Source organism: Enterobacter genomosp. S (assembly GCF_001631805.1).
GTDB lineage: Bacteria > Pseudomonadota > Gammaproteobacteria > Enterobacterales > Enterobacteriaceae > Enterobacter > Enterobacter quasihormaechei.
On the sequence record NZ_LVVA01000021.1, the window covers coordinates 38,974 to 62,621 of the forward strand.

The 23,648-nt window shown below is 49.2% G+C and carries 29 protein-coding genes; all 29 read right to left on the reverse strand.

The window, feature by feature from the left end; genetic code table 11:
* Positions 1–215: 215 nt before the first annotated feature.
* The 29 genes from A3466_RS16975 to A3466_RS17115 all read right to left on the reverse strand — a co-directional run bounded on the left by A3466_RS16975 (position 216) and on the right by A3466_RS17115 (position 23,509).
* Entirely contained in the window at positions 216–599 is a 384-nt protein-coding gene (locus A3466_RS16975; RefSeq protein WP_063451567.1) for a S24 family peptidase, read from the reverse strand.
* 365 nt (positions 600–964) lie between these two features.
* The gene (locus A3466_RS16980; protein ID WP_063451568.1) at positions 965–2,257 is read right to left on the reverse strand and encodes a WzyE family oligosaccharide polymerase; all 1,293 of its coding nucleotides are present in this window, start codon (positions 2,255–2,257) and stop codon (positions 965–967) included.
* Between the two features lie 124 nt (positions 2,258–2,381).
* Positions 2,382–4,475, reverse strand: a complete 2,094-nt coding sequence (locus A3466_RS23735; RefSeq protein ID WP_063451569.1) for a hypothetical protein — start codon at positions 4,473–4,475, stop codon at positions 2,382–2,384.
* Positions 4,476–5,117 (reverse strand): hypothetical protein, encoded by a 642-nt coding sequence (locus A3466_RS16990; RefSeq protein WP_063451570.1) that lies wholly within the window; start codon positions 5,115–5,117, stop codon positions 4,476–4,478.
* The gene (locus A3466_RS16995) at positions 5,117–5,353 is read right to left on the reverse strand and encodes a hypothetical protein (RefSeq protein ID WP_063451571.1); all 237 of its coding nucleotides are present in this window, start codon (positions 5,351–5,353) and stop codon (positions 5,117–5,119) included. Before A3466_RS16995 ends, A3466_RS16990 begins: the two co-directional genes overlap by 1 nt.
* An 8-nt stretch (positions 5,354–5,361) precedes the next feature.
* Positions 5,362–6,117 carry a hypothetical protein gene (locus tag A3466_RS17000; protein WP_245167770.1) on the reverse strand — a complete coding sequence of 252 codons (756 nt, stop codon included), beginning with the start codon at positions 6,115–6,117 and terminating at the stop codon, positions 5,362–5,364.
* Entirely contained in the window at positions 6,110–7,528 is a 1,419-nt protein-coding gene (locus tag A3466_RS17005; protein WP_063451573.1) for a baseplate J/gp47 family protein, read from the reverse strand. The genes A3466_RS17000 and A3466_RS17005 overlap by 8 nt, the downstream gene beginning before the upstream one ends.
* 65 nt (positions 7,529–7,593) lie before the next feature.
* Positions 7,594–7,962: a hypothetical protein gene (locus A3466_RS17010; protein ID WP_209445940.1), complete on the reverse strand. Its 369-nt coding sequence runs from the start codon at positions 7,960–7,962 to the stop codon at positions 7,594–7,596.
* 39 nt (positions 7,963–8,001) lie between these two features.
* On the reverse strand, positions 8,002–8,238 hold the full coding sequence (locus A3466_RS17015) for a hypothetical protein (RefSeq protein WP_063451574.1): 237 nt from the start codon (positions 8,236–8,238) through the stop codon (positions 8,002–8,004).
* A gap of 9 nt (positions 8,239–8,247) precedes the next feature.
* The gene (locus tag A3466_RS17020) at positions 8,248–8,922 is read right to left on the reverse strand and encodes a Gp138 family membrane-puncturing spike protein (protein WP_063451575.1); all 675 of its coding nucleotides are present in this window, start codon (positions 8,920–8,922) and stop codon (positions 8,248–8,250) included.
* Positions 8,922–9,857 carry a phage protein gene (locus A3466_RS17025; protein WP_063451576.1) on the reverse strand — a complete coding sequence of 312 codons (936 nt, stop codon included), beginning with the start codon at positions 9,855–9,857 and terminating at the stop codon, positions 8,922–8,924. The genes A3466_RS17020 and A3466_RS17025 overlap by 1 nt, the downstream gene beginning before the upstream one ends.
* A complete protein-coding gene (locus A3466_RS17030; RefSeq protein WP_047722018.1) occupies positions 9,832–10,173 on the reverse strand; it encodes a phage baseplate plug family protein in 342 nt (113 codons plus the stop codon). The genes A3466_RS17025 and A3466_RS17030 overlap by 26 nt, the downstream gene beginning before the upstream one ends.
* A complete protein-coding gene (locus A3466_RS17035; protein WP_063451577.1) occupies positions 10,170–10,886 on the reverse strand; it encodes a phage baseplate protein in 717 nt (238 codons plus the stop codon). Before A3466_RS17035 ends, A3466_RS17030 begins: the two co-directional genes overlap by 4 nt.
* Position 10,887: 1 nt before the next feature.
* Entirely contained in the window at positions 10,888–12,459 is a 1,572-nt protein-coding gene (locus A3466_RS17040; protein WP_063451578.1) for a tape measure protein, read from the reverse strand.
* 161 nt (positions 12,460–12,620) lie between these two features.
* Entirely contained in the window at positions 12,621–13,058 is a 438-nt protein-coding gene (locus A3466_RS17045; RefSeq protein WP_063451790.1) for a phage tail assembly chaperone, read from the reverse strand.
* Positions 13,059–13,093: 35 nt separating this feature from the next.
* On the reverse strand, positions 13,094–13,540 hold the full coding sequence (locus A3466_RS17050; RefSeq protein ID WP_006809752.1) for a phage structural protein: 447 nt from the start codon (positions 13,538–13,540) through the stop codon (positions 13,094–13,096).
* Between the two features lie 2 nt (positions 13,541–13,542).
* Positions 13,543–14,883, reverse strand: a complete 1,341-nt coding sequence (locus A3466_RS17055) for a DUF3383 family protein (RefSeq protein ID WP_063451579.1) — start codon at positions 14,881–14,883, stop codon at positions 13,543–13,545.
* Between the two features lie 19 nt (positions 14,884–14,902).
* Complete coding sequence (locus tag A3466_RS17060) at positions 14,903–15,442, reverse strand: phage neck terminator protein (RefSeq protein ID WP_063451580.1); 540 nt, start codon at positions 15,440–15,442, stop codon at positions 14,903–14,905.
* Positions 15,435–15,782 (reverse strand): hypothetical protein, encoded by a 348-nt coding sequence (locus tag A3466_RS17065; RefSeq protein ID WP_006809755.1) that lies wholly within the window; start codon positions 15,780–15,782, stop codon positions 15,435–15,437. Before A3466_RS17065 ends, A3466_RS17060 begins: the two co-directional genes overlap by 8 nt.
* Positions 15,779–16,246, reverse strand: coding sequence for a hypothetical protein (locus A3466_RS17070; protein WP_063451581.1), 468 nt, complete (start codon positions 16,244–16,246; stop codon positions 15,779–15,781). Before A3466_RS17070 ends, A3466_RS17065 begins: the two co-directional genes overlap by 4 nt.
* A complete protein-coding gene (locus A3466_RS17075; RefSeq protein WP_063451582.1) occupies positions 16,231–16,638 on the reverse strand; it encodes a DUF4054 domain-containing protein in 408 nt (135 codons plus the stop codon). The genes A3466_RS17070 and A3466_RS17075 overlap by 16 nt, the downstream gene beginning before the upstream one ends.
* Complete coding sequence (locus tag A3466_RS17080; protein WP_006809758.1) at positions 16,638–16,841, reverse strand: hypothetical protein; 204 nt, start codon at positions 16,839–16,841, stop codon at positions 16,638–16,640. The genes A3466_RS17075 and A3466_RS17080 overlap by 1 nt, the downstream gene beginning before the upstream one ends.
* Before the next feature lie 32 nt (positions 16,842–16,873).
* Positions 16,874–17,812 (reverse strand): DUF2184 domain-containing protein, encoded by a 939-nt coding sequence (locus A3466_RS17085; RefSeq protein WP_063451583.1) that lies wholly within the window; start codon positions 17,810–17,812, stop codon positions 16,874–16,876.
* Positions 17,813–17,821: 9 nt separating this feature from the next.
* On the reverse strand, positions 17,822–18,331 hold the full coding sequence (locus A3466_RS17090; RefSeq protein ID WP_063451584.1) for a structural cement protein Gp24: 510 nt from the start codon (positions 18,329–18,331) through the stop codon (positions 17,822–17,824).
* A complete protein-coding gene (locus A3466_RS17095) occupies positions 18,331–19,431 on the reverse strand; it encodes a DUF2213 domain-containing protein (RefSeq protein ID WP_063451585.1) in 1,101 nt (366 codons plus the stop codon). The genes A3466_RS17090 and A3466_RS17095 overlap by 1 nt, the downstream gene beginning before the upstream one ends.
* A 128-nt stretch (positions 19,432–19,559) precedes the next feature.
* Positions 19,560–20,366, reverse strand: coding sequence for a phage head morphogenesis protein (locus A3466_RS17100; RefSeq protein ID WP_063451586.1), 807 nt, complete (start codon positions 20,364–20,366; stop codon positions 19,560–19,562).
* A complete protein-coding gene (locus A3466_RS17105; RefSeq protein WP_063451587.1) occupies positions 20,359–21,615 on the reverse strand; it encodes a phage portal protein in 1,257 nt (418 codons plus the stop codon). Before A3466_RS17105 ends, A3466_RS17100 begins: the two co-directional genes overlap by 8 nt.
* 8 nt (positions 21,616–21,623) lie before the next feature.
* A complete protein-coding gene (terL, locus tag A3466_RS17110; protein ID WP_063451588.1) occupies positions 21,624–23,183 on the reverse strand; it encodes a phage terminase large subunit in 1,560 nt (519 codons plus the stop codon).
* A complete protein-coding gene (locus A3466_RS17115; RefSeq protein ID WP_063451589.1) occupies positions 23,180–23,509 on the reverse strand; it encodes a hypothetical protein in 330 nt (109 codons plus the stop codon). The genes terL and A3466_RS17115 overlap by 4 nt, the downstream gene beginning before the upstream one ends.
* Positions 23,510–23,648 lie beyond the last annotated feature (139 nt).

The following is a 23,648-nucleotide window of genomic DNA, read 5'->3' on the forward strand; positions in this document are numbered from 1 at the left end:
CCTGTAGGATTCGAACCTACGACCTACGGCTTAGAAGAACGTAGAGTACTGTTTAACGCACTGTAATATCATTAGTTTTACCGCGCTCGCACCGCGTTTGTGTCATAACGTGTCATTACATGCTGTCGTATTTCCTTCTGATTCATCCATGCATGACACAACTGTGACACAGAGAGTACACAGCCATGCCTCATGGTATAGCTGTGTAGTTTCCTTCAAATCACCGGGCAATCATCAAACTCGCCTGTGCGTGCATCATTGATGATGTAAGTGATGACTCCGAAAACCGGGCTCTCTATACCTTCAAAGTGACCAGGTAACTTTTCCTTCCTGCCGTTCAATGCGTTCTCAAGGTGAGGCTGAGGATATGTCCGGTAAATCTTCACCTTGAACTCACCGCCTATCTCACAAACCAGCAATGAGCCATCACATGGGTTTAGTGACGAGTCGATGACAAGCAGCGCATCTTTCATGATGCCGCAGCGGTAGATAGTCTCTGACGCCTTCATGTAGTACGTAGCAGAAGGTTTGTGTATGAATCGCTCATCAAGCGACAGGCGGTTCTCAACGTAATCAGCAGCCGGGCTCGGGAATCCCATAACTCACCTCCGATAGTTACTGTATATACATACAGTATTATCGATCGGCTAAACTGATCAAGTGATCATTCTCAACCATGTGGTAAACTGATTTTTTTAAAGGAGAAAAAGATGGAGTGGCTACTCATCATGGCTGTCGTGCTGTTCGTCTTTGCGTTGCCCGGTACTGATATATGAAGGGTGGGATAAACCTACCCAGAGTGTTGGGTGTCTCGATGGTCTGCTTGCTTGTCACTGGGTCCGTAGATAACAAGTGGGTTGTGGCCATATTCTTGCTGCTTATCGCTGCCTGGCTGGCGCTTGAAGTAACTAATAAGATGAAGCGTTAGATGCACCCCTCGATATTTGAGGGGTGCATTAATAGGTCAAGCGGCTTTCTTTGGGATAATAGATGAGGCTACTTTGAATAAAAGGTACACAAAGCTTACAACAATTAGGTTTTTAAAGTAGATGAACATAAATAGCTCAAGGCTTTCTCGGGCCATAAAGAAAGTGAAAGGCACCGTTACGAAACCTGCTATTGACATAACTGTAAGTTTATTGCTGTTTATTATTATATCCAACGTCCTTACAACCAGACCTGATAACGCATAAGCCAGCCAATAAAAATATCCTCCGAACAGAACTAGTGATGATCCTAGCAATGTCGAGGCCATGTTCAATCCGCTACTCATACCCAGTATGTTCGTCGTAAAATAGTATGAGCTATTCATTGTAACGATTGGCTTCTCCTCCCAAAGGAAGCGCGGCACAAACCCAGAAAACTGACTAAACATGTAATATATGCCGCCAACAGCGTCAGGATTAGTTGTATTATCGTAGTATTTTACCGCCTCGTACTGGTAGTTTATTGGAGAGAGGCTGTCAGTGAGGTACTGTATAGCTAGACTTAGCGCGGCACCGGAGCTGGACATGGAGTTTGAGTAGCGAAGCATCCCGAGTGCCGCCACAAGGAAAAGCCCTATGCATCCAATAATCAGAAACTTAAATTTATTTATCTTCCCTGTTACGAAGCATATCAATGTTGCCATTAATAACGCTGAGAACATTACGTTCCTTGAACCGCCTATCAGTATATAAAACGCAACGCCAAACAGGATAGAAATGCCACATGACTTAGCAAATGCATATTTTGATTTAGATGTGAAGCTATAGACAATAACGGCGGGAACAAAAGCTGACATAGGCATAAGCAAAAGGCCGCTTCCCGCATTTTCCCCTAATTTAGATGCGTAGTTATCTGAGTCGAATGATGAACCTTTGGTTATGTAGAAGATGATCATTGCAAGGATAGATACCGACAATGATATTGCTACAAATAGGTTTGCAGATCCGAAAAATATCTTCCCTCTCGCCATTCCTCTTGGCTTAGGCGATAGTAAATGAGATGCCAGATAAAATATTATGATTCCGATGAATGATTTTAGTGAAACATCATTTATATACTCTACTGGCATATATACTTCAGCGGGAACAAGCGCATCAACACGGAAAGGTAAAGACGCATAGCCAACGAAATGAGTTATCACAAGGAACATCATACCTACAGATTTGAATCTGATCCCGTTCCTGATGAAAGAATGAGCAGCAAGTAAGAAAAGTATAGTGAAGTATATGATCGGAAATATGTACGTAAATATCGATGTGTAATCTGACATTTGCAAGCACCAGACAGCAAATCACCGCATTGTATCCCATGCCGATTGCAAGTAAAGCCAAATCTGGTCAAAGCATGCCTAATTCGCATCAAAAGATAGGCGGCATTAGCCGCCTTTTCTTACTTCACGCTATTACCTGGAATGTTGGCGGCGTTCCGGCAAAGTCCCCTGACTGCGAACATGACCACCCATACTTGATGGTTGTTCCTGGACTTATGAGGATTAGTATGTCACCGCTTGTCCATTTTCCGGCTGTAGGCAGGGCTGTTACCCTGAACACCCTTGAGGGGGTGTTAATTGCTGACGTTATGAGGGGAGACCCTGACACGTTAACCTGAACGGCCTGCCCTGAGGCCACCTCGATTGTTGAATTGCTTAGGTTCGTCATCCTAACAGTTGCTGATGATGTAACATACCTTTGCATCCCAATCTTACTTCCTGCTGCCTGTGTGCTCGTTGGTAACGCGAAATATGCAATATTTGACGAAGTTAATGTTCCTGTTTGGTCTACAAAATTGATATTCCAGTTACCTAGAACAATTCGTGAACAAGCTGTAAAGTCAGCCAGCCCCAAGTACGAACCTGTCACGTAATTCAATGTGACATTCATATCCCCAATGCTCAAATCTGTAATGCCTTGGGTAATGGCAAACATTGAGTTAGAGATAGAGGCTGTTACAAATCCAAGGACAAACGTGCCTTCGATCTTACCAATACTAACAACACTGTTGACGTTATCTGGACGAGAGCGAAGCAGAGGCATTGCAGAGCTGACAAGTGTTTGTTCCAGAACTAGGTGGTCTATACGCAGGCGCCCACTGTAAGAATAGGTTATGCCAAACCCCTGACATTCTTTAAGCTTCATTGTTCCGACAGTACAAATACCACCGGCGTTAACAAATGGCTCGCCAAGCACGTTATCACAGACCATCGTACCGATTGTTTGACGGCTGTTTTCCAGGGCATAAAAGCCATTATCATGTACGTATCTGGAAATTATCTCACCAAATACAGCTTCATCTGTTGAATTCCCTATGATACCGCCCTGACTGTCATAAATATCTACGTAAGGGTAATACCCTTTCGAACCGTAAGCAGTAAAGGCAGCCGGCTGGGGATCCACTCCAGAATCTCCTTTCTTAATATTTCTGACAATAACTGACATGTTATTACGGATGCCACCATCTGACACAGCGTTCTGAAGTCCATAAGTGGTACGGTTGGCTCCGTAAATATTTGATACCTTAATTCGGCCTACAGTATCACTTCCAAGATTAAGGAACCCGCCCGCCCCAAAATTCTGCATGTCGATATCAATATCATATGTGACATTAGCACCTGTGAGTGTCAGAAGAGTGCGGCCATATGCAGTAGAAAAGTCAGCGGTAGAGGCCTTCATCTGCCCAGTTAAATTGAAACGGCTGGAAGGAATGGTAACAACGTTATAATTCTCCCCCATCATTTTAACGTCAAGACCAGAGGCGCATGCCTTTAGCAGGCGTGCAGAGTTATCAGATCCTGTATTCCCATCCCAGCACCCATACTCTTCAGTGCTTACCTGTTTGTTTTTTACGCATCTACGCCACACGGCGCCGCCAGTGGTTTTGATATACAGGCCACCATCGTCTGCCAGTGTTCCGGGGTTAACGCTGCGGAAGAGCCCGCCACCCCCAAATTTGTCGGAATAGTAATTTTCTATTCTTATTAACTGGCCAATGTTCTTTGGCTCAGTTGCTTTTAGAGTGGCAATGTCTGGGCATTCTCCAAGAAGCCTAAAACCATCAACATCACTTAGCTCAGCTCTAAGCAGGCTATCGCTTACTACACCCCAAGAGACATCGCTAATACCTCCAGTAGAGGCCGGGCTTGATGCGGCAGGAACTTCCTTAGGAAGTGTTCCTCTCCAGAAATACCATGACTTACTATCTTCATCCCAGATAAAGTCAGAGCGAGAGCTTAACGAGGCCCCGGCAGCAAACGTATTCGATCCATCGATAAAGCCAGTCAGCTTATCATTTACTTCATCTACTGAAGGAACATCAAGATTCGCACGAGCCTGGCCAATGTCTGCAAGTTCTGAAAGGTTGTTTTTGGCGCGGAGGAAATGCGTTACAGGAAGTTTTTGGTCTGTGCTGTTCTGGTTTATCAGCAACTGTGCAGTATCAATGGTATCTGTTGCTGCGGGTAAATCGGTTAATTTTACTTTCTGTTCGGCCATTTATGCAGTCCTGTACCATCCGGCAAGTTTAACGTATTGGTTCGTTACGGAGAATGGAGCACCATCTCCAGCACTTCCTGTGTCACCCTTTACAGGGTGGTCATGAGCACCAATCGCTACGGTATGGGCATGTTGATAACTGGATGTGCTTGTTGATTGAGATGAGCTGATATCGTCGCTGCTTCCATCCTGTGATCCTCCCGTCCATTTGCCGATGCTTCGCAGTGGAACCGTATGGGAGTGGTTATCCTGACTTGTGTTTTTTGTACCGTAGTCAAACTGACCGGTGCGTAAATCCACCGGGTGTACATGCGGTGCAACATTGGCATTAGTGAGAGTTACTGAATCACTCCCGCCCTGTTGGAGAACGTCACTTCCAGTGCTGTTTGCGAGTCGAATGGTTTTGCCCGCGCCAGGAATCCGTGCCCAAGTAGAGCCCTGCCAGATTGCATTTGGGTTGACGTCATTTGCGAACCACTCTACTTTTCCAACCGGATAGCGCATGTTGAATAAGGCTGTCGCAAGAGCATCAAGAGTAATTGAGCGATCGTTGCCGTTCTGATTGATATGCATCAGGTCTGTTGATTCTGCATCTGACGCGGATGGTAAATCTGTAAGGTACTTAAGAGTAATGTCGGCCATTAAGCCCCCTCAAGCGCTGTAACGCGAGCCTTCAGGTCAGCTATTTGCGCGTATAAGTCGTTTAATAGTGTGTTGAGATGATTTGCTGCGAGCTTGCTGCCTGCCGAGATTGAACCATCAGGCATGCGCACTGGAGGCACGAACCCGCTGGAAAGGATTTCATCTGGTACGGGCTCTTTATTTTTCTGCCCGTCCGCATAAGTGACGTCAGTATCTGCAAATGATGTGATAGCCATTTAATTTCTCACTTAGGCATAGCGCCGCAAAGCATCGTCCCGGTGACGCCATAGTCACGGGAGAAGATAAGAAGGTAATCGTCGTCAGCGACGCCGAGATATGAGCCGTTTACTTCAAGTACACCTGACACGGACCCAGCCGCATCAAGATATGAGCCAGCAATGAATACAGACCCACGGTTAAGTCCAAGTGCCGTGTCGGTGTCTACCTGCATTGCTGTGTTATCGCCGACCTGTAACGCTTGCCCTGAATTGGTGTCTATTCCCGCCAGGGAGAAACCGTTGAGTCCATAATCATGTGTTGAATATGCTCTGACACCCGCCACAGATGCGCGGTCGACGATGGCGTTGATGTTTGTGGGGACATAAGGTCCGGTTGCGTGAACGCTGAATGCGGCAGGATAGAGCTCAACCAGTTCGACATTAGTACTTGAAGTAGTGGTTGCCGTTACGACCATGACGTTATCTGGTGTTCCGCTGAACGCAGTCGCCAGTTTCGCCTGCATGATTGCCCTGCGATAATCATCGTCAGACATTCCATCACGACCGACATCAACGTACTGTCCGAATCTGTCCAGCTCTATGCCGTGTGCGTTGTATATGCTTTGCGTCAGGTAGATGTATTTGGCGCGCACTTCAATTTCAGGATGAAGTACGCCAACAGCAGCAAAGAGATCTGGAACCTGCCCGCCTTTTTTAAGCCAGTCAGTAGGCCTTTGTCGTATCAACGCAAGAAAATCGATATCAATCCAATCATCAGACACCTGTGACCTCCACATTGGCAGCGGAGAACGAAGCAAATGAGTTTTCAGCAACGGAAATGTTACTTTCTGCAAACGTAGTTCCGTCAGTGCTGACGGTGATGGTCATTTTCCCGATGCCAGTTGTATTGGCGTAGATGTAGCCGTAAATGCGCTGGGTAATAACGTCATCTCCAAGACCAAGCGTCGCACCGTAAGCCACAACACCCTGCTTGATAGCATCCACAACAGTCGCAGGTAATGGCTCCTCAGTATCAAGAAGAACAACGTCAACTTTGACGTAAATATCCACTTCTGTTGGACGTGAGAAGTTAACCAGATGGGGTCTTTCGTACCGGTCATACACGGTGATCGCAATTGAGCCGTATGTCGATATACCTGCACCTTTGTACTTCCAGATTGCGTCAGCAATGTCCTGCTCAAGGCCGCCAGAAACGATAGTGTGGATGGCTTTTGGAGGAATGCTGTCCACTGTCGTCATGGTGTCGTTTTCAATGACTTTGGCTAAGGTTACGCCGCTGACTTCCGTAATCAGGCGAGTCTCAATTGCTGGGATGGTTGCCGCACCGCCAGATGATGCCCTGCTCTGGTATAAACGTTGGCGGTAATCTGTGTCTGATTCGCGATCTGAACCGGTGGCCCCCTGAACTAAGTTATTAACTCCAGTCCATCCTGTGATGGCACTAACCGGATTATTCAGCCCACCAACAGGAACGACAATCGGACCTGCTTCAGTAGCCTCAAAGATTGCCGGTGAACCAATTAACTGCCAAGCCAGCCCAGAGCTAAGCGAAACTGCATAACCTTCAATGAGGTTTTCAGAGGTGAGTCTGATTACTGATCCGTTTGCTGTGGCTGAATACTGGCTTGTTGAGTCCACTACTGCGGCAAGGCCTGTAGCAATGGTGTTTACCGTGTCTCCTGCGACTTTCGTGTAGGTATGATCAACGCCAGCAATCCGTACCGTGTAACTGGTTTGCGTGTTGTTAGATACCCTCACCTCTCCATCCAGAAGCGTCGAGCGTGAGATGGTATAATCTGCCGTCAGTCTGAACTGGTAATTACCGAAAGACGCCAAAGAACCAGCAGGAACTAGTCTTGATTCAGAGCCATAAATAACGGCGTTAACTTTTGTCGTGGTTTTGCCATGCCGGGTAATCCCACCCATCCAGTCGCCAAGAGCATCAAGGGCGAATCCCTCAGCAAAAGCAAGAAACCGGCTAGCCCACAACTCCTCTTCAGTTTCGAAGTGAATTGCGTTCTGCTCAGCTTCAATTCCGATCCACTGTCCGGTGGTCGAATCAGCCTCTCTGTTAATCGGTCCGACGACCGTTTCCATTGCATCACCGATTTCCTGAACCATCTCCGGTAATGTCGGCTTGTCAAAGCCTGTCGCAGTAATGTAATCAGCCATATGCACCTTATTTCAGGCATAAAAAAGCCCCGCACATTGGCGAGGCATATTGAAGGGGTTATTTATCAGGGGTACTGCACCAACCCGTACTCAGTGTTGGCTGTAAACTCTATGCTAAGCTTTCGTTCGGCACGGTCAAAGTTGTAGGAAAACTCAACTATGCCGGTAACACCTTCTACCGCTAGTATTTCTGTACGGATGGCTGATAGTGCACCATTAAGCGTTACCTGCTTCCCAAGAACATCCTGTAGGTAAGGCGTTCCGAACTGGCTATCCAGGAACCACTCTCCGCGCCACAGATTAAGCCTGAACTCCACCTGTTGCCTGACGCGCTCAGCTCCATCTACGTACTGAAGCAGGCCGTTAGTGAACACGACTTTATTATCGGTAATTCTGAAATCTATCATCTGGGACCTTATAATAAAAAAGCCCATATTTATGGGCTTATTCCTGGATCAATTTCGAGATTATTTCTAATCATCAAGGAGCCCAGACTTTGGTTCAGGCTGGTTTTTCCCTTTGTATATCCTTGATAATTCAGTTATGTCCTCATCCATTGAGCCTACACGGGAGCTGACCTTTTCCAGAAGGGAGATAATCTGCTTCTGATTGTCAATGTGCTCCTGGATTTTCCAATACCACAGGTTGAATTTCCTGAATACGATGAAAAGAACTATAAGAACTACCAGAATAATCAGCGCGTTTTCCATGTTGCCCCGTTAGTTAATAGGCTCTCCAGTGGTTCCACCACTATCGCCAGGATGTTTGTGAGTGCCTATTTTAATACCATTTATAACTACGTCACCAATTACCTGCATCGTCCCTGTAATGGTAGCTACCGATGTTTCACCGCCCGAGCCAGTCATGCCGCCCTGGTAAGTGAACAATTGCTCAACAGTCATGCTTCCTTTAACGGTATGCAGCGGGGTTGTTTCTTCCACCCCACCTGGAGCATTAATAGTCATTTTCCCGTTGGCGTCGATAGCAATGAAGGCATCGCCAAAATACATTCTCACGTCATCGTTGCCAGGAACAGCATCACTATAACCAGCACCAGGAATAACGTATGAGTCGATGATGTCGAATCGTCTTGTGTCGTCGCTTCCATCGGTTGCCTGCTGGCAGACCACCAAAAGGCATTTATCTCCTGCCTGAACGGGTCCTTTTAATCCTGCCTGTCCGTTTGCAAACTGGGGCCAGACCATGCGTAAATCGCTGAGCACCGGATAGGCGTTTGTATCGCCATCTGCGTATATTTTCTCGCCATCTGGCTTTACCGTTACCTTTCCGCCTGAGTAACTCACCACGGTACATGGAAGTGCAGTGTTTACCGTGTCCATTTCCGAGCTGACAAGCCGTCTGAGCGCTTCTACTACATCACTGTTATCAGCCATCAGATAAACCTCAATAGCGCTTCCACGCTCCATTCCTGCCCGTGTGTATCACCGGTGTAATGTGCTTCTTCAACTCTGAAGAACTCCCCGTCTATGCCGCGTGATTTAACCTGCACATAAGCGCCGGGATAAATGGCAGGGTTTAGCAGTGATTTCACCCGGTATCCCTGCACTTCAAGAGTTACCCGGTCTTTGAGCTTCGCCGTTGGGTCTTCGACATCCACCACCGTCCTGACGATACCTTTCTGACCATATTTGATGCCCTGCTTGGCGGCAGTCTTTTCGGTCATGGTTTTAGCTTCACGGCGGGGATATCCGATCATGCCAGTGTCTTTCGACAGCACGACTGCCGTGTCTGCATAGACGCCACCCTTTTTGATAATCTGTATTTCGCTATCCTGAGCGCTCCACTCCAGCCCAAGATAATTACAGACTCTGTCCATGGCATCACGAACCCTGCCGTTATAGGCATATCCGCCGACGTACTGCTTATCCTGAACCTTGCTAATGCTCTTCTTGATTGGCAGCCCGAAGTTCTTAGCCACTCCATCCAGAACAGTCATTGCTGAGGTATTTGGAGGGAAGGAAACGCTTATCTTGGCGTCACGCAAAGGTATGACACTATCCCTTAACTCCATCTCTGTGATGATGTCAGGCCCATCCTGATACGTCAGGCTGCGGCAAGTGGTGCCAGTGAAGATGGTGATAGCGCCGATATCATTGACGTAGCCAGCCTTGATGATGACCACGTTATTTACGGTTTCCATCAGAGTGATAGTTGTGGGCGCGGCGTTGTAGATTTTGAGTGATGCTTCGTTGGCGGTTTTGCTGGCTGTTTTGGTGATGTCGAACTCAAATCGCAGGTCTTTAATGCTTACTGCCTCACCCTGAGGCTGACCTACTATGATTTCACCCGTTCGCAGAAACAAACTCATCTATTTCTTCCTCAGTGGCATACACCAACAGGTGATCGCCTCCAATCGAATCGATATCAGGACGAACCTTTTCACCATACGTACGGATGAAGTAGATATCGCCGGAGAAGTTATCGAAACTGAAGTTCTTTAGAAGCGGGTAATTCTGTACAAGCTTAACTCCAGTTATGATCGGCAATGACTCACGGTCATAGATACCAAGCGACCAGAAGCCAAAGCGCTCATTCCATCGCAGGCGAAGCGTAACCGGTGTATCGTCGAAAACAGCCTGCAATGTCTGGTCAGTAAATCCAGCCTGAAAATTTAGTGGGGTCATGGGGTGACATTACCTATGATGTTGCCGAGATATTCCTGAAGTTTACCGCCCGAGCCGGATAACCCATCCAAAGCCTGACTCAGAATTGAACCCGTATTCTTGCCAACGTTTTTGGTTGGCGTAGCCCGGTTAGCCGTAGCTGGGTCTGATGAGTTTGATGTCCCGGCTTTAGCGGTAGCGCCATTACTGGTCGCATCCGTTTTCCTGACTCCTACACCAGGCGGAACCTCTGTCGTAGCTGTGCTGACGATATTTGCCTGAACAGCATCTATCGTAAAGTTTACCGCATCACCATCATCCACCCTTCTGGGAATGTTAATTCCCTGAATCAGCATATTCTCGTAGGTGTAATTTTTGGTGTAGATGGTTACCAGTTCGTTTGAAAGATAGAGCGAATCGAGCAGCTTGATAGCTGTGTTTACCCTGTCTTCACCATCGAAACCGCTAGCCAGAGCGTTTGCTGCCTGAGTTAATACTCCCGTCACCGGTGCGTTGCTTATCATGCCGGCAACGGTAATCTTTTTCGGCTGACGGATGATGTGATCGGATATTGGCGACCCGTTTTCTACGGGATTCATTGTCACATCGCGCGTCCACTCATGGGTCTCCTGGTCCAGCGTGTCGAACTCAAGATTGCCGACGCCCGGGTCATTAAGCCTAAAGGTGCTGTCGCCTGACGAGTTCCAGAGGAAGCCAAGCACATCAGTTGCCATGCTAACCTCCAGTGTTGAAGTTTAATGTGTTACCCAGCGCATTCCATCCGTAGTCACTGAATGCTGATTTGGCGCTATCCTGAAGGAATTTAACCTGCTCGTCAGACGTTCCGGCTGGCACTGAGATGTTGCCAATATTGACATCAATCTTAGGCCCAGCCGCTGCTGATGGCGGGGGCAGTGAAAGAGATTGGTAACTAGGGAGTAAAGTATTTCCACCTTTTGCGTCCTCGTTGAAACCTCTCACCCCTGCAAGCGTATCTGACCACATCCTTGGGATATCAAAAGCACCGTTGGTTTGTGCATTGCCCCATGACGCCCATTTACCCAAGTCCTCAACAAGCCATCCGGCCTTTTCTTTCAACCATGGACCGAACTTAGTAGTCCCTAGCTTATCACCCCACTCCTGCGCCTTATCCTGGCTGGAGTTAAAGAAGTTGGTAAGGCTTTTGAGGACGTTTAGCGCCCACACGGCCATGTCCTTCATGTCTGTAAGGGCCACTTTCAAAGAGTTGATTGAATCGGTGTACTCAGAAACCGGCCCGATCATGTCTCCAAGAAGCGACTTATTGCCATTGAGCCAGGAATTAATGTCCTCACCAACAAGGAACAGAGCAGCAAGTGCAGCTATCACCAAAAATACAGGACTTGTCAGCGCGGTAAATGCTGCGGATAAGAGATAAACAGAACCTACAAGGCCTGCTGCGCCAAGAGCTACTCCAAGCAGTTTTACGGCATTCTCTGCGCCACCAAGAGCATCGATAACTGAGTCCAGTGCATACTCGATTTTATCAGCCATCCACAGGAACTTATTTGCCACCCATGTGACCGCTCCGCTGCTGCGGTTAAGCCTGTTGATAAACATCGACCATCTGTTATTTACAAGAACAAGCGCCTGACCAATAGTCATCGGCATTTGTTTAAACTGGTCGACGAATTGAGGCAGTACCTTAATCAACCCCTCAGCAAGCATTTTCCCGGTAACCTTACCGGTAGAGATGAAAGACTTAAGGTTATTGTTCGCCCCTGGAATGGCTTTACCAAGCGCTCTGAACAGGTCAGGAGCCACATCGATAAGCGTGTTCATCTCTTCCATCTGGACGGTTGGAGAACCAATTGCCTGACCAAGCTGGAAGAAGGCCTGTCCCTGCGCGACTGCTGTTGAGCCAGAAGCGGCAAGCGCTATGGATACTGCATCGGTAAGCTGTAAAACCTGCTCCTGGTCTTTATAGAAATCCTGAGTGGCGTTACCAGCCTTGATGTAAAATGATGCGTACTCTTCAATGCCTTGCCTTGCTGCACTTGCCCTTTGAGCCACAGTGTCGAATGCTTCTGCACCGGTAGTGATTGTCTGCGGCAGCATTCCAATGCGTGCCTCCAGAGACTGCATCTCGTCAGCAGTTTTGGCAATGTTTGAGATCGTTACAGCACCGAATACTGTAGCAAGAACACCGCCAAGCGCATTGAATGACTGAATGGTTTTATCGACCTTCCCGTCTACCCTGTCCAGCCCTCGCCCCACACTATCTGAGCCAGTGAGCCCGAGACGGATAAGTAACTCTCTTATGACCATTTACTTCTCCATTGGCGTGTTCAGATAGTCGGTCATCTCTATGAGGGCATTAAGCTTTAGCAGGTCTTCGCATGTGATAAGGCCTGACTTAACCTCTGCAACCGTACACATATTTCTCATTATTGGACGCCATACCCATAGCTCTGTTTCAACATCTTCCCTTAGCTTTCCCGGGTCGCGCTTTTCGCCAGTGACTGAACCCGATTTGCCAGCTCTTCTGGGCTTAACCCAAACAGGGTGAGAACTTTCGTAAAAAAAGGGGTGAAGTTGAGCTTCAGCACTTCCCAGCACAGCTCGAAGAAGTCGAACAGCGTGTCTACGGTGAACACAAGGTTCATTGCGTTAGGGCTGTCGATTTTCTTCTCGTCTGTAACGCTGAATGTTGATGAGTCTCGCAGGATAGGAATGATGACCTCCTCCAGCGTTTTCTCATCGATGCCGGCCAGTAACTGAATTGCGTTTGCATCACCGCCTGAAGCCAGGCCTTTATCAAGCAGCGTCTTCAGTTTTACTAAGTGCTTTGCCGCAGCGAAGGCGTTCATTTTGGCGGCTTTGAACTCTTTGTCACCGATATGGAAAGTTGCGAATTCCTGAGACATATGGACCTCAAAAAAACCGCCCGAAGGCGGCATTGTTAAACGTTGTTACCACCGAGGGAGAATTTCAGGTCAGCACATTCAAAGGTGTAAATGCGTTCACCAACCTCGTTAGTTGAGAAGGCCACGTCGCCGAGCTGATAAAGCCAAGCCTGTCCTGCTGCAATAACAGTACGGCCAGAGAAGTCAGTTACTGATACCGGATAAACTGCCTTGCCGTCCTGCGTTAATGAATCAAGGTTCATCAGTGCAGATAGTTCGTCATTTGCTGCGGATGTCTGCAAAAGATGCAGTTCGATCTGCCCACGCTTATCCGTTACTCGCGCGCGACCTACTGAGCCATCGAGACCAGCGCGTGATTCATAGAAGTTGGCATTCTTACGAGCCGTAATGGAGTCTCCATCACTGAAGCCGGTTAGTAGCAGTGGGCCGATAGTGACAAATACTTCTGAGCCGTCATAAGAGCCAGTTAATTCAGCAGCCATAATTAGCCCTCGTAGCTATAGGTAAGTGAGCCGGTGATTTCGACCACCTGGATTGCGCCAGCCAGAAGCGCCACAAACTCGATATAAAGAGTGCGGGTAGCTTTGATATCAGCAGATACGTCGGCTGCATTTGGGTAAGTGATACGGAAGCCAGGGATTGTGTTCCCTTCGCTGTCTCGCTCATCAGGAGCGATGCCGCCTGCCTGCTGCCCCTGAATAAGTGAACCGTTCAGGTTGTTGACGATGAGGGCAATGCCGCCATTGGTGTAAGGAACCTTCTTCTGGCGGATAATCAGAGAAGCCATGTTCTTCTGAATTGTGTCTACAAGCCAGTCACGGAATCGCACAACATCAATCCATTCGCCAGATGCAACCTTGCCTTTGTTAATCAGGTAGGTGTTTTCTGCGTACTGTTCATAGGCGTTGGCGTTCTTCTGGAAGATGTAGCTCTGCTCTGTGTCGCTGAACTTGCTCGGCGTGATAGCAGCCAGTGTTTTAAGTGCCCACGTTTCGCCACCGGGCGCGATGGTGAAGCATCGACCCATCCATGCCATTTCAGGGTACTCAGTCGCGGCTGCCTTGTGAGCGATTAGTGCTGTACGCAGATATTGAAGGTCCTGCAACTGCGATGCGATATCTTCATTGGCAGAAGTCCAGATATCAACAGTGTCGCTACATGCGAAGAACATTTTGGTCTGTGTCTCAGCCCATGCTGCTGCATCCTGAATCAGTGCGTCACCACGTTCTACCAGAGCAAATCCGTACCAGCCTGGGTCTTCCTGCTGAATTGCATTAAGGTCCGCATCCAGTCCGTCTGCTGAGCCTGCGGTTGCGATTGACAGGTTGGTCACTGGCTTAACGATGGTTGCTGTCTCAGGAGCTTTCACTACCAAGTGCAGACCTTCAGCATCAGCAGTGCTGGTAAACAACGCATCAACTACAGATTGTGCCGCCAGCGCTGTTTTCAGGCCGGTATATACATCTGACGCATCATCACCACTCGCCGCTGTGTACGTTACGGTGGTGCCATTGACGCTGAATGCGAAAATGTTGCCCGTTGTGATCGTCGAATTGGTTACTGTCAGGTCTACAGAAACGGCGTTTCGGCGACCTACCCATGCCTGATTTGGGCGCGGCGTCTGACTGAATACTGCTGAGAGCGCTTTGAGCGTCTGCGGGTCAAGTCCGTCCTGCTGCGCCGCGCTGTAGCTTGAATATTTACGGATTCGCTCACTGAATGCCGTTGTCGGCGAAACTGCAAGTGGAATGCCGAATGACGCCTTCGCGATACTCGCTGTGTCCAGCGAAATATTCACGTTGGCAATCTGGCTTAGATTTGCCATTGATGAAACTCCGTGTTGATTAGTCGGATGTGGCGGCGATAGTGAGGTGTGTTTCTATTCCGCCGATGTCGCCTGTCGCATCAACGGTTTCTATGAGCCCTACGTTATCCGTGTACTTACCGGTGTAGCGGAATGTAAGGTCTACATTCGCCATCGCTTCGAAGTTTGCTTCATCTCGCAGGCCTGTAAGGTCGTTAACCTGTGTGCTGTTTGCGATAATGAATTTTTCTCTGCGCATCAGGTAGCGTGATGTGGTTTTACGGATGTTATTAATCAGATCGTCGCAATGCTCTCGTGCGCTTCCGCCGTACACATTAACCATCACCGTTCCTTCTCTAACGCCGTGTGACGGCATTACACCCTCATCATCTACTTCTCCATGCTCATCTCTGCCTAAGGTCGTGCGCGTTGATACACGAAGCGTGGCATAAGGCAGAGGGAGCCGGGAGTTATTCTGATTGGCGTAAGCGAGAGGTACGGGTAATAGCTGGGACAAAACACGGTAAGCGGCAGACTCTACAGCATCAGGAACGAAATTTGACACTGTGGTTTCAGCCATCGCGTTTCCTTACCACATAGTATTTATAATGGGGTATGATTCCGTTTTGCCATGGTTCTCGGTGCTTAACTTCGTAGTTAAAACCATCAATAACGACAAGTGCAGGCTGAGCCATGGGGAAATCATCAGTAATCTGAAGCTTAGTGTCGCTGTACAGCCGGCGATAATCAGTTAATCTCCTCCCTTCCTCCAGGCTTTCAATCTCCTGCGTATCTTTTATGCTTTGCACGCTGAAGTAAGCGGTTGACTCCGTCATTACCCCATCAACAATCACGCCGTTAACCAAAGTCGAAGGCGATGGAGTAAATACCTGATAAGGCCTGCGAAACGGATTGCTCATTGTGACCTTCCGTAATCATGAATGGCGAAGGTGACTGAATTAAGCATTACGCCAGTGTCTATAAGCGGCTTTGATGAACCCTTCAAAACTATCGTAACCGGAGAGTTTGGAGTCCAGGCACCTCCAGAGATGCTCTTCTTGACGCCATCTACCATAAATACGCCTGCCGCATTCAGAAACTGAGAGAAGTTTGCTCTGCCGAGGAGGATTTGCGTTACTCCATTTGTAGCGAACCTTTCCAGCCGAGAGACCGATGTGTCGAAGTATGTGCGCATGAATGGGCGTGATGGAATTGTCCTCGTGCCGAATTCGTTCCATGCGGCGTATTCAGCGACAAGAACTCCATCATTGACCTCACCCTTCTGGATGCCGACAACCACCTCTTTGCTTCCGGCTGCCTTGAGCTCTCGCTTGAACCTTTCCCATTGCCGCTTGTTGTCTGTGATTTTTACGGACACAAGCATCCCCCCACGACTCCGCGAGTCATAATCGAGAATCCTGCCCCCCTCTTCTTGCGGAGCAGTTTCAGCAGGTTTCCATATGTAGTCCCGCTGAGGTAACTGGAATCCCCTGATACGTTGCCATAAGTGATTGCCAGATCACCTTCCTTGCGTGAGAGGATGCGACCAGATGATGTAGAGCCGTTATCAGAGTAACCGCCAGGCGATGCCATGATATGGGCCGCCATTAGAGCCAGAGCTACGTTATAGGCGTCTCCGTACTCGTCTTCGCAGACAAACAGTGATGCAAGGTCGATGTAACCCTGAACAACCTCATCAGGAACTGCCGCAAATTCAGGCGCTAGCTTGCGGAAGATTTCCAGAGGCGTAAGACCTTCAAATGCGGCAATGTTCATTACTTCTTGTCCTTCTCTTTTTTCTCTACCTGGCTGGCGGTTACGGCTTCATCTTTATCAGCGAGTCGCAGCTCACCTTTGGTGATGGATGCCTGCACCGTTTTATTGTCCTTCCAGGAATCATCTACTTCGGCAGTCTGACCAGGAGCCAGTTTCTGGCCGGCGATGTAATACAGTCGTGCTGATGCGTTGGTAATCTTCATTGGTAATCCTTAAGAAAAGAGGCCGAAGCCTCTTAAATGCCTTTGATGAGATGCAGGGTCAGCGGCAGGTAAACCTGTACGCCAGTAGCGCGGCTGTGACATGGAATCTTGAACGCCAGGTTGTTAGCCTGAGGTGGCAGCTGTTCGAACGGCTGTGGGATTTCCATGGATGCGTTATCAGCGTTACGTTCCATTACCAGAGCGGCCTTAGTGCCTGCGCCATCGATGTCTTCCAGCTCGTTAACACGAATCCACTGCATACCAGGATACTGCTGGTTGAAGAAGGTCATGTAAGACGTGTTGGTGTTTGGCATCGGCTTGGAGAGGATTTTAAAGGCGCTTGGCGGCAGCGCGATTACGTTCGCAGAGTGCAGGCCTTTAGTTACCGTTTCGATTGCTGATACTGCATCTTCCAGTTCACCAGAAGCGATTTCGCCTGTAGTCCAGCCAGCAGAGGTAGTTACTGGAATGTTCGGGTGATCCAGAACGCCGACGATCTGATAATCATCATCGCCGTAGAACGCCAGGTCATTAACCTTCACGTCGTGCGCCCGACGGGCAGCGTTAGCCAGACGAGTAGGAAGATTCTTACCGGTTGCCTGTGATGCTCGAATTTCCATCAGGCTGTATTCGTAGAAGTTACCCAGGCTGAACACCTTGCCAGTTTCTTCACGATAGTTAACGCCGACATTTGGCAGGTCGTCAGAGTAGTCAGCGATGATACGCGCCATGCCTACGGCATCCCATACGCCGTAAGTGAACGTTTTGGCGTATGAAGGGATTTCTGATGTGACCGGGAAGAGAGTGGTCGCAGTCAGTGCAGGGTATTCGACTTCGTAAACCTTGGTTTTAACGTAGTCCAGCTCACGAGCCAGGAAGATTGACTCGCCTTCATCCAGTCGAATGCCGTTAGCCGCCGCACCGTGTTCAATAGCGAACAGGTCCGCTTCGTCGTAATTCATCTGTTCCATTATTGTTCCTTATGCGGTTGGCTGTGTGGTCTGGTTGCGGATTTGAACTTCAGCCAGGTTAACTGTTGCGCCAGCGCTATTTTTGAAAGTGGTGAAACGACCAGTAAACACCCAGCCGAGAGCCAGGGAGCCGCCAGTTGCTGCTACCTTGCCTGCGTCTGCACCAGAGGTCAGAACGTTAACGCCTGTACCCATGGTTGGTGCTGCTGATAAGGTGGTTACAGCCCAGATTCGGCCCCATGTCATCACGTTGACGGCATCGCCATCTTCATACTGACCTGTGACGCAGCCGTAGTGGCTGAAGCGGCAGATACCCATCAGGTTTGCCGCATCGCCAGCCGCTGATACTTGCTTAACTACGCGCTTGTCGTTAGCCACTGATACGCGAGCTACCACATAGCCAGGCTTGATGGCGCCTTGTGCTGCGTTGCAACCGTCTGTAATTTGATGGGTTGAATCTGAACGCATGCCGGGCATTGCGATCTGCATGTCGTTATCGTAGGAAGTCTGAACAGGCATTATGCTGTCTCCTTTTTGCCGTGCAGGCGGTCGAGGTATTTTTGGCGAGCAGCGGCAGAGCCTTTTGGTTCAGCGGAGTCACCGCGAGTTTGAGCTTTGTCCTGATTTACGATTTTTCGCTGCTGCTCCATAGGTGCGGACTCAATCGCCATGTCGAACGCGACATTGATGTAGGTGTCGTCTTTACCGTCGAGCTTGATGGATGGCTTCAGCTTGGCTACAACCGCTTTCTTGACGGCAATATCATCCAGTCCATCACACTTGATGCCGTGTTTCTCTGCTTTTGCTTCGAGTTCGGTGCGAGCTTTAATGGTTTTCTCTGCATCTTCGCGAGCCTGCTTCAGCTTGTTTTCAAACTCTGCTGCGTCAGCTTTCAGAGTGTCGCGCTCTGCTGTGATGGTGGAAATGGTTGTTTGCGCTTCGGACAGCTTGGTATTAGCGTCCTCTGCATCCTGTTTAAGGGCGTTGAACGCCACGACGACTTCAGGAGAAGCATCGTACTCAAGCCCGTTGTCGAGTCGCAATTTCTGCATTGTTTTACCTTTTGGTTGGTTGTCGTCATCGTCTAAGGTGATTTCTTCATCACCGTCGAGATTCAGTGTTGCTACATCACCGGCCCGGGCTTTAGATACGAGGGCTAGATGATTGATGCGGATGTTTCGCTGAACGGCGTCATAGGGCTGACCATTCCACTCCCCTGGGGTCTCATCGAGGTCGAGTCGGTAGCCGAGGGATAGTTGCTTTGTCCTGCCGCTGGTTGCTGAGTTAATAGCACTCTCGTCATACACCATGATGGGCACTTTGACGTTTTCACCATCCTGTCTGCCAGGCTCAAGCATGGTTCCGACCATGTGCTTTTTAGCGTTGCGGGAATTAACTGCCCCCGGGTGACCGATAGTGATTGGCTTGCCTTTGAAGCTAGCCAGTGAGTCAGCGTTGAATACTTCTTCAGGTGGTCGTAACTCACGACGCACTGAGCCGTCTGGATTTCGATATAACTGGATGCCAACGCGACCTACTACCGGCACGTCCTCAAGATAGCCATCCTCGTTTACGGACGCACGAAGCTCTCCCACATCGAAGCGAGATACTGTTTTCATGTTTTTCTCTTACGGTGTCTTTGGTGTTGTGAAGAAATGGAGGTATAAGTACCTTGCCCTGCTCCGCCAGCCATACAGATAAAAGTGAGCAGTAACCCTGCAATGACGATTACTAAGGAGAGCATTCTTTAATCTCCGATTTCGAAAACTGAACCAGACCAGTCGGGCTCTGCGTAACACCGACACCGAACAGGTTGCCCGGGATGTCCATCAGGAGGTGGATTGCTCCACTTGTAGGAATTGCCTTCTCGCGCTCTGTGCTCAGGCCTCTCGCGTTCATCAAGTACGCCTCGCCATTTGTAGCCAGTTATCCCAGCATCGGCCTGACGCTGCTTTGTGAGCGCTGAATTAGCTTTGCCTATCTGGTCAACTGCGATCAGCTTTGCGCGTCTCTCAGTGACGCCATAGCGCTCCTGAATCTGCTTCTTGATGGTGTCAGCGCTTGAGCCATTCATTACACCGCGCTGGATTATGCCTTCCATATCCGACAGTTCGTCAGCAGGAATGGATTTAATCAGCCTGGTGTTCTCTGAAACCCATAACTCCTGCATCTCTCTCAGCCATGGCTCAGCGCGATAAGCATCAACACCAAGCACGCCAGATGAGACGGGAACAGTGGTCTGTCCGGCAATAACAGCCTGCGATGGCGGGATGTCGTAGCCAGTGCCACCTTTCACAACAAGCCGCCATTGTTTGTCGTTAAACTGGCTCGTTAGCGCGAAGAATGTCGGCAGTCGTTCAATTACTGGCTGGAAGATGCGGTTTCCAGCATTGCGGAGATAAGCCAGTACAGCCGACATATCGTCCTGCCAGCCATCGAACCGGATATCGCCATAGGCTGAGTTGATTTCTTTGTTGAATTGCCTGGTGGCCTTTACAAGCGCGTTGGTGTAGTCGCGTTCTATGCCGTAGGGATGAAGCCAGACTTTAGCCATTGCTCATCTCCGGATAGACGTAGCCTCCACGTTTTTTCAGTGTGGCGACACCTTCATCGTTGCTTACCCATCCAAGCTGCGAATAGCGTTCATCAGCCTGTGACCACTGGTTAGCCGTCTCTGCCTGCTCTTTCTCTGTTGGTACTGAGAGAGGATTGAACTTAATCGTCCATGTTTTATCCGTGGTTAGGAAGTTGACCGCCTTTTCTATTGCAGGTCTCGCCTCATCCTTCTGTTTACGCCCAATCAGCTGTTTCCATGACTCAGGCACGGTGGTTTTATCCGCACCCTGACCAGATGGCGTTTTGGTGAACAGGATTTGCTCATCGATACCGGTCAGCGCTGATATGCGTAACTGCTTGCGGTCCTGTACATCGACCACCCCCTCAAGAGAGCCATTAAGCAGCTCGTATTTCTCCGTGTTCGCATCCACGCCGATCGTGTTACCGTTGCTGCGCGTCATGTCGACCATGTTGAGGCGAGCCTGGACAGCATCGCGACCTTCACCGTCTTTGCAGAGGTCAGCCAAATCAGCAGCAGACCAGACACCCTGCTGTTTGCGCTCAAGCAGGCTTGTAGCGTGTGCGTGGCTCATACCGTAATCAGTCAGCGCCTGATAGACGCCCTGCAAGCACGAAGCGCCCCACCCTTGATTCTGATGACGAATCTGGTTTGGTAGTCGCTCGCCGTCGAACACATGGCATCTGCTGGCGTGAACGTAGTAAGGCGTTCCTGATATCGGGTTAATCTGGTACTGAGTGATCTCGCCGTACGTTGCGCTTTCAGGGTTGGTATCGCGCAGGAAAGGTTGAACCTGATAGCGGTCGTACACACGGACAAACTCAAGCTCACCCTCGCCAATTTGCGACTGAAGGTCTCCGCCATCATTAACACCAAATAGCATCAACGAGCCGCCATATAAGCGAGCCCATGCCACTGCATCTGTAAACTGCTGAGTGAGGTTAAGTTCATCCCAGCGAGACTTAATCTCAGGCTCATTGTTTGCGCCGTCTACTGTGAAGCCAGCACGAAACATTTCGTCGGCTACCACGTCGATAATGCGACGACCTAAACCGTCACCGAGATAGATGCTGTCGAGCGTTGCTTTGGTTAACAGGTGCGCTGTACGGATACGGCTGTATGCTGACCTGTCACCGCCTGTTCCGATGTTCATGAACACGTTTTGATAACTGTCCATGTTCATCTTCTTGTCGATTTTCTTTTGCTGTCTGTTGTTGCGTTTAGCCATGTGAGTTCTCAGCTTGCAAGCGCCTTGAGTCTGCGTAGGGCATCACTGCCAAGGAGTAATTCCTCAGTCACGGCGTCGATAAGGTTATCCACGATGTCGTCGTGGTCGTGAGTGTCGTCGTAGGTGAAAGCACTGTGCTCAGCGATAAACTCTGAGGAGAATGAGGCGTCAGCAGGAAGATAGACACGCTGTGCTTTGACTACCGGCAAAACGTCCATTGCCCTGGTGACTTTGTCTTTGTTTCGCTGAAGAGCGGTTATCTTGATTGGAAGCTTCTTCTCAAGGTTCTGAATAAGAGCCGTGCCACTGGATTTATCTTCAACGTAGATTTTTCTCAGCGTCCCCGCTTCCCGATTCTTACGCCACGCCTGAGAGATAAACGCTTTGAAGTTTGTTTCTAGCTCTGGTGCTTTCCACTTGCCGCGCTCCATGTGGATGAGATAGAGATCGTCTTTGTATACGCCCCACTCGCACAGTACTGACCAGTCGTTATGGTTAGCCGTCTTCTGCGCTGTGTCTGCGGTAGTGAAGCGGTATTCGAAGCGTTCAGGCTCCGGTTTATCTCCGTCAGGCCCATATGTCTGCCACCATGAACCATCAAATACGTTACCGCCTAGCTTGATAGGCTTCTGCATCCCCTGAGACATGAACGTGTATTCATCCGTGTCCCATTGGCGACACAGATCGCCTACATATTCGTTGGCAGGCCAGTATGACCAGTAGCCTCGCATCTTCTCGCTGTTTTTGACGTCATTCCAGCAATGCTCCTGAAGCCATTCTGGTAATGACTCGATATAGGCTTCATCAATAAGCGCAGGGATGATGACGTGCTCAAAGTCGATACCCATTGCACCAGACAGCATGAATGCACTGCTGTCGTCTGTGTGCAGCCGCTGCTGAATGGCGACGATTGGTGTCGGATTCTCTTTTGACTTATTGGCACGACGAGAGCGGATGGTGTTGGTTAATGTCTGCTGTGCCTTTTTGCGCTTCACCTCTGAGAAAACATCAAGAGGCTTGTCGAAGTCATCAAGGTTTATCCAACCTGAAAAGCCTGGCATCTGATAACCGCCGCGCGATCCGGTAATCTGACCACTTGCCGCACGGCTTACTACTTCGGCTTTAACCTTGCCGTCATCGTTCAACAATTGCCATTCGTCAGCCTGATTTACGCCTAGCGAGTGAGGCCATAGCGCCTGAAACTCAGTTGACGTGATGATTTCTCGGCTTCTGCGGCTGTTACGCTTTGTCAGGGTGTCGCTGAAGGAAATATTGAGGTTCCTGACCTTCTGGCAGTTCAGCATTGTCCACACTGGCGCATGGATGCTTAACATCTCTGTTTTCCCACTGCCTGGAGGAACGTTGAAGACCACATTACGGCGTTTGCCGGCAACGATATCTTCAATCACCTGCGCAATGTATCGGTGATGCCAGTTAACTGACCACTTTTCGCCCTGCAACAACTGAAAGAATATGCGGTTAAAGGCCAGGAATGAGCGCTCGGACAGGACTTTGATGGCTTGGCGTTCTGCTTCGCTCAAATCTTCCCATTCGAGTATTTGGCTCATAGTTTGCTCAATATGCTGTTAAGCGCTTTTTCGTCTACAGCTACGTTATGGTTGTGCTCAATTGGTCCGCCACCGCTACCTGAATGTTCCATGGGCTGAGTGGCTTTACCGTAGGCGCGATCCATTATTTCTTTTGCTGCTGATACCTTTGCTGCGGCAGGTGCTTCGTCGTCACGTAGTATTTTCACCAACGCCTTAACCGCTTCCTCGCCGTAGGTCTGGGCAATCAATTTGACGTCCGCGGTCACCTTGTTTGGTGTTCCTTTTTGGCGGCCACCAGTCTTTGGGGTTCCTGCTGGCCTACCTGGTTGCTTATTAGTAGGCATTTCTATGTCCTTCTAAAATAGAAATTGTCATTATCGAAGCCCCTCGCAAGGAGCTTCTGTAATAACTCTGCTTCGTCTACCGCAGCGCAGATTTGCTGCCATGTGCGTAAACCCCGCGTTATGGATTAAGCGGGTAAAT

What these genes read in the sequence shown, in the direction of transcription:
- A3466_RS16975 (WP_063451567.1), bottom strand. Translation starts at nt 599, where the DNA reads ATGGGATTCCCGAGCCCGGCTGCTGATTACGTTGAGAACCGCCTGTCG.
- A3466_RS16980 (WP_063451568.1), bottom strand. Translation starts at nt 2,257, where the DNA reads ATGTCAGATTACACATCGATATTTACGTACATATTTCCGATCATATAC.
- A3466_RS23735 (WP_063451569.1), bottom strand. Translation starts at nt 4,475, where the DNA reads ATGGCCGAACAGAAAGTAAAATTAACCGATTTACCCGCAGCAACAGAT.
- A3466_RS16990 (WP_063451570.1), bottom strand. Translation starts at nt 5,117, where the DNA reads ATGGCCGACATTACTCTTAAGTACCTTACAGATTTACCATCCGCGTCA.
- A3466_RS16995 (WP_063451571.1), bottom strand. Translation starts at nt 5,353, where the DNA reads ATGGCTATCACATCATTTGCAGATACTGACGTCACTTATGCGGACGGG.
- A3466_RS17005 (WP_063451573.1), bottom strand. Translation starts at nt 7,528, where the DNA reads ATGGCTGATTACATTACTGCGACAGGCTTTGACAAGCCGACATTACCG.
- A3466_RS17010 (WP_209445940.1), bottom strand. Translation starts at nt 7,962, where the DNA reads ATGGGCTTTTTTATTATAAGGTCCCAGATGATAGATTTCAGAATTACC.
- A3466_RS17015 (WP_063451574.1), bottom strand. Translation starts at nt 8,238, where the DNA reads ATGGAAAACGCGCTGATTATTCTGGTAGTTCTTATAGTTCTTTTCATC.
- A3466_RS17020 (WP_063451575.1), bottom strand. Translation starts at nt 8,922, where the DNA reads ATGGCTGATAACAGTGATGTAGTAGAAGCGCTCAGACGGCTTGTCAGC.
- A3466_RS17025 (WP_063451576.1), bottom strand. Translation starts at nt 9,857, where the DNA reads ATGAGTTTGTTTCTGCGAACGGGTGAAATCATAGTAGGTCAGCCTCAG.
- A3466_RS17030 (WP_047722018.1), bottom strand. Translation starts at nt 10,173, where the DNA reads ATGACCCCACTAAATTTTCAGGCTGGATTTACTGACCAGACATTGCAG.
- A3466_RS17035 (WP_063451577.1), bottom strand. Translation starts at nt 10,886, where the DNA reads ATGGCAACTGATGTGCTTGGCTTCCTCTGGAACTCGTCAGGCGACAGC.
- A3466_RS17040 (WP_063451578.1), bottom strand. Translation starts at nt 12,459, where the DNA reads ATGGTCATAAGAGAGTTACTTATCCGTCTCGGGCTCACTGGCTCAGAT.
- A3466_RS17045 (WP_063451790.1), bottom strand. Translation starts at nt 13,058, where the DNA reads ATGTCTCAGGAATTCGCAACTTTCCATATCGGTGACAAAGAGTTCAAA.
- A3466_RS17050 (WP_006809752.1), bottom strand. Translation starts at nt 13,540, where the DNA reads ATGGCTGCTGAATTAACTGGCTCTTATGACGGCTCAGAAGTATTTGTC.
- A3466_RS17055 (WP_063451579.1), bottom strand. Translation starts at nt 14,883, where the DNA reads ATGGCAAATCTAAGCCAGATTGCCAACGTGAATATTTCGCTGGACACA.
- A3466_RS17060 (WP_063451580.1), bottom strand. Translation starts at nt 15,442, where the DNA reads ATGGCTGAAACCACAGTGTCAAATTTCGTTCCTGATGCTGTAGAGTCT.
- A3466_RS17065 (WP_006809755.1), bottom strand. Translation starts at nt 15,782, where the DNA reads ATGAGCAATCCGTTTCGCAGGCCTTATCAGGTATTTACTCCATCGCCT.
- A3466_RS17070 (WP_063451581.1), bottom strand. Translation starts at nt 16,246, where the DNA reads ATGCTTGTGTCCGTAAAAATCACAGACAACAAGCGGCAATGGGAAAGG.
- A3466_RS17075 (WP_063451582.1), bottom strand. Translation starts at nt 16,638, where the DNA reads ATGAACATTGCCGCATTTGAAGGTCTTACGCCTCTGGAAATCTTCCGC.
- A3466_RS17080 (WP_006809758.1), bottom strand. Translation starts at nt 16,841, where the DNA reads ATGAAGATTACCAACGCATCAGCACGACTGTATTACATCGCCGGCCAG.
- A3466_RS17085 (WP_063451583.1), bottom strand. Translation starts at nt 17,812, where the DNA reads ATGGAACAGATGAATTACGACGAAGCGGACCTGTTCGCTATTGAACAC.
- A3466_RS17090 (WP_063451584.1), bottom strand. Translation starts at nt 18,331, where the DNA reads ATGCCTGTTCAGACTTCCTACGATAACGACATGCAGATCGCAATGCCC.
- A3466_RS17095 (WP_063451585.1), bottom strand. Translation starts at nt 19,431, where the DNA reads ATGAAAACAGTATCTCGCTTCGATGTGGGAGAGCTTCGTGCGTCCGTA.
- A3466_RS17100 (WP_063451586.1), bottom strand. Translation starts at nt 20,366, where the DNA reads ATGGCTAAAGTCTGGCTTCATCCCTACGGCATAGAACGCGACTACACC.
- A3466_RS17105 (WP_063451587.1), bottom strand. Translation starts at nt 21,615, where the DNA reads ATGGCTAAACGCAACAACAGACAGCAAAAGAAAATCGACAAGAAGATG.
- terL (WP_063451588.1), bottom strand. Translation starts at nt 23,183, where the DNA reads ATGAGCCAAATACTCGAATGGGAAGATTTGAGCGAAGCAGAACGCCAA.
- A3466_RS17115 (WP_063451589.1), bottom strand. Translation starts at nt 23,509, where the DNA reads ATGCCTACTAATAAGCAACCAGGTAGGCCAGCAGGAACCCCAAAGACT.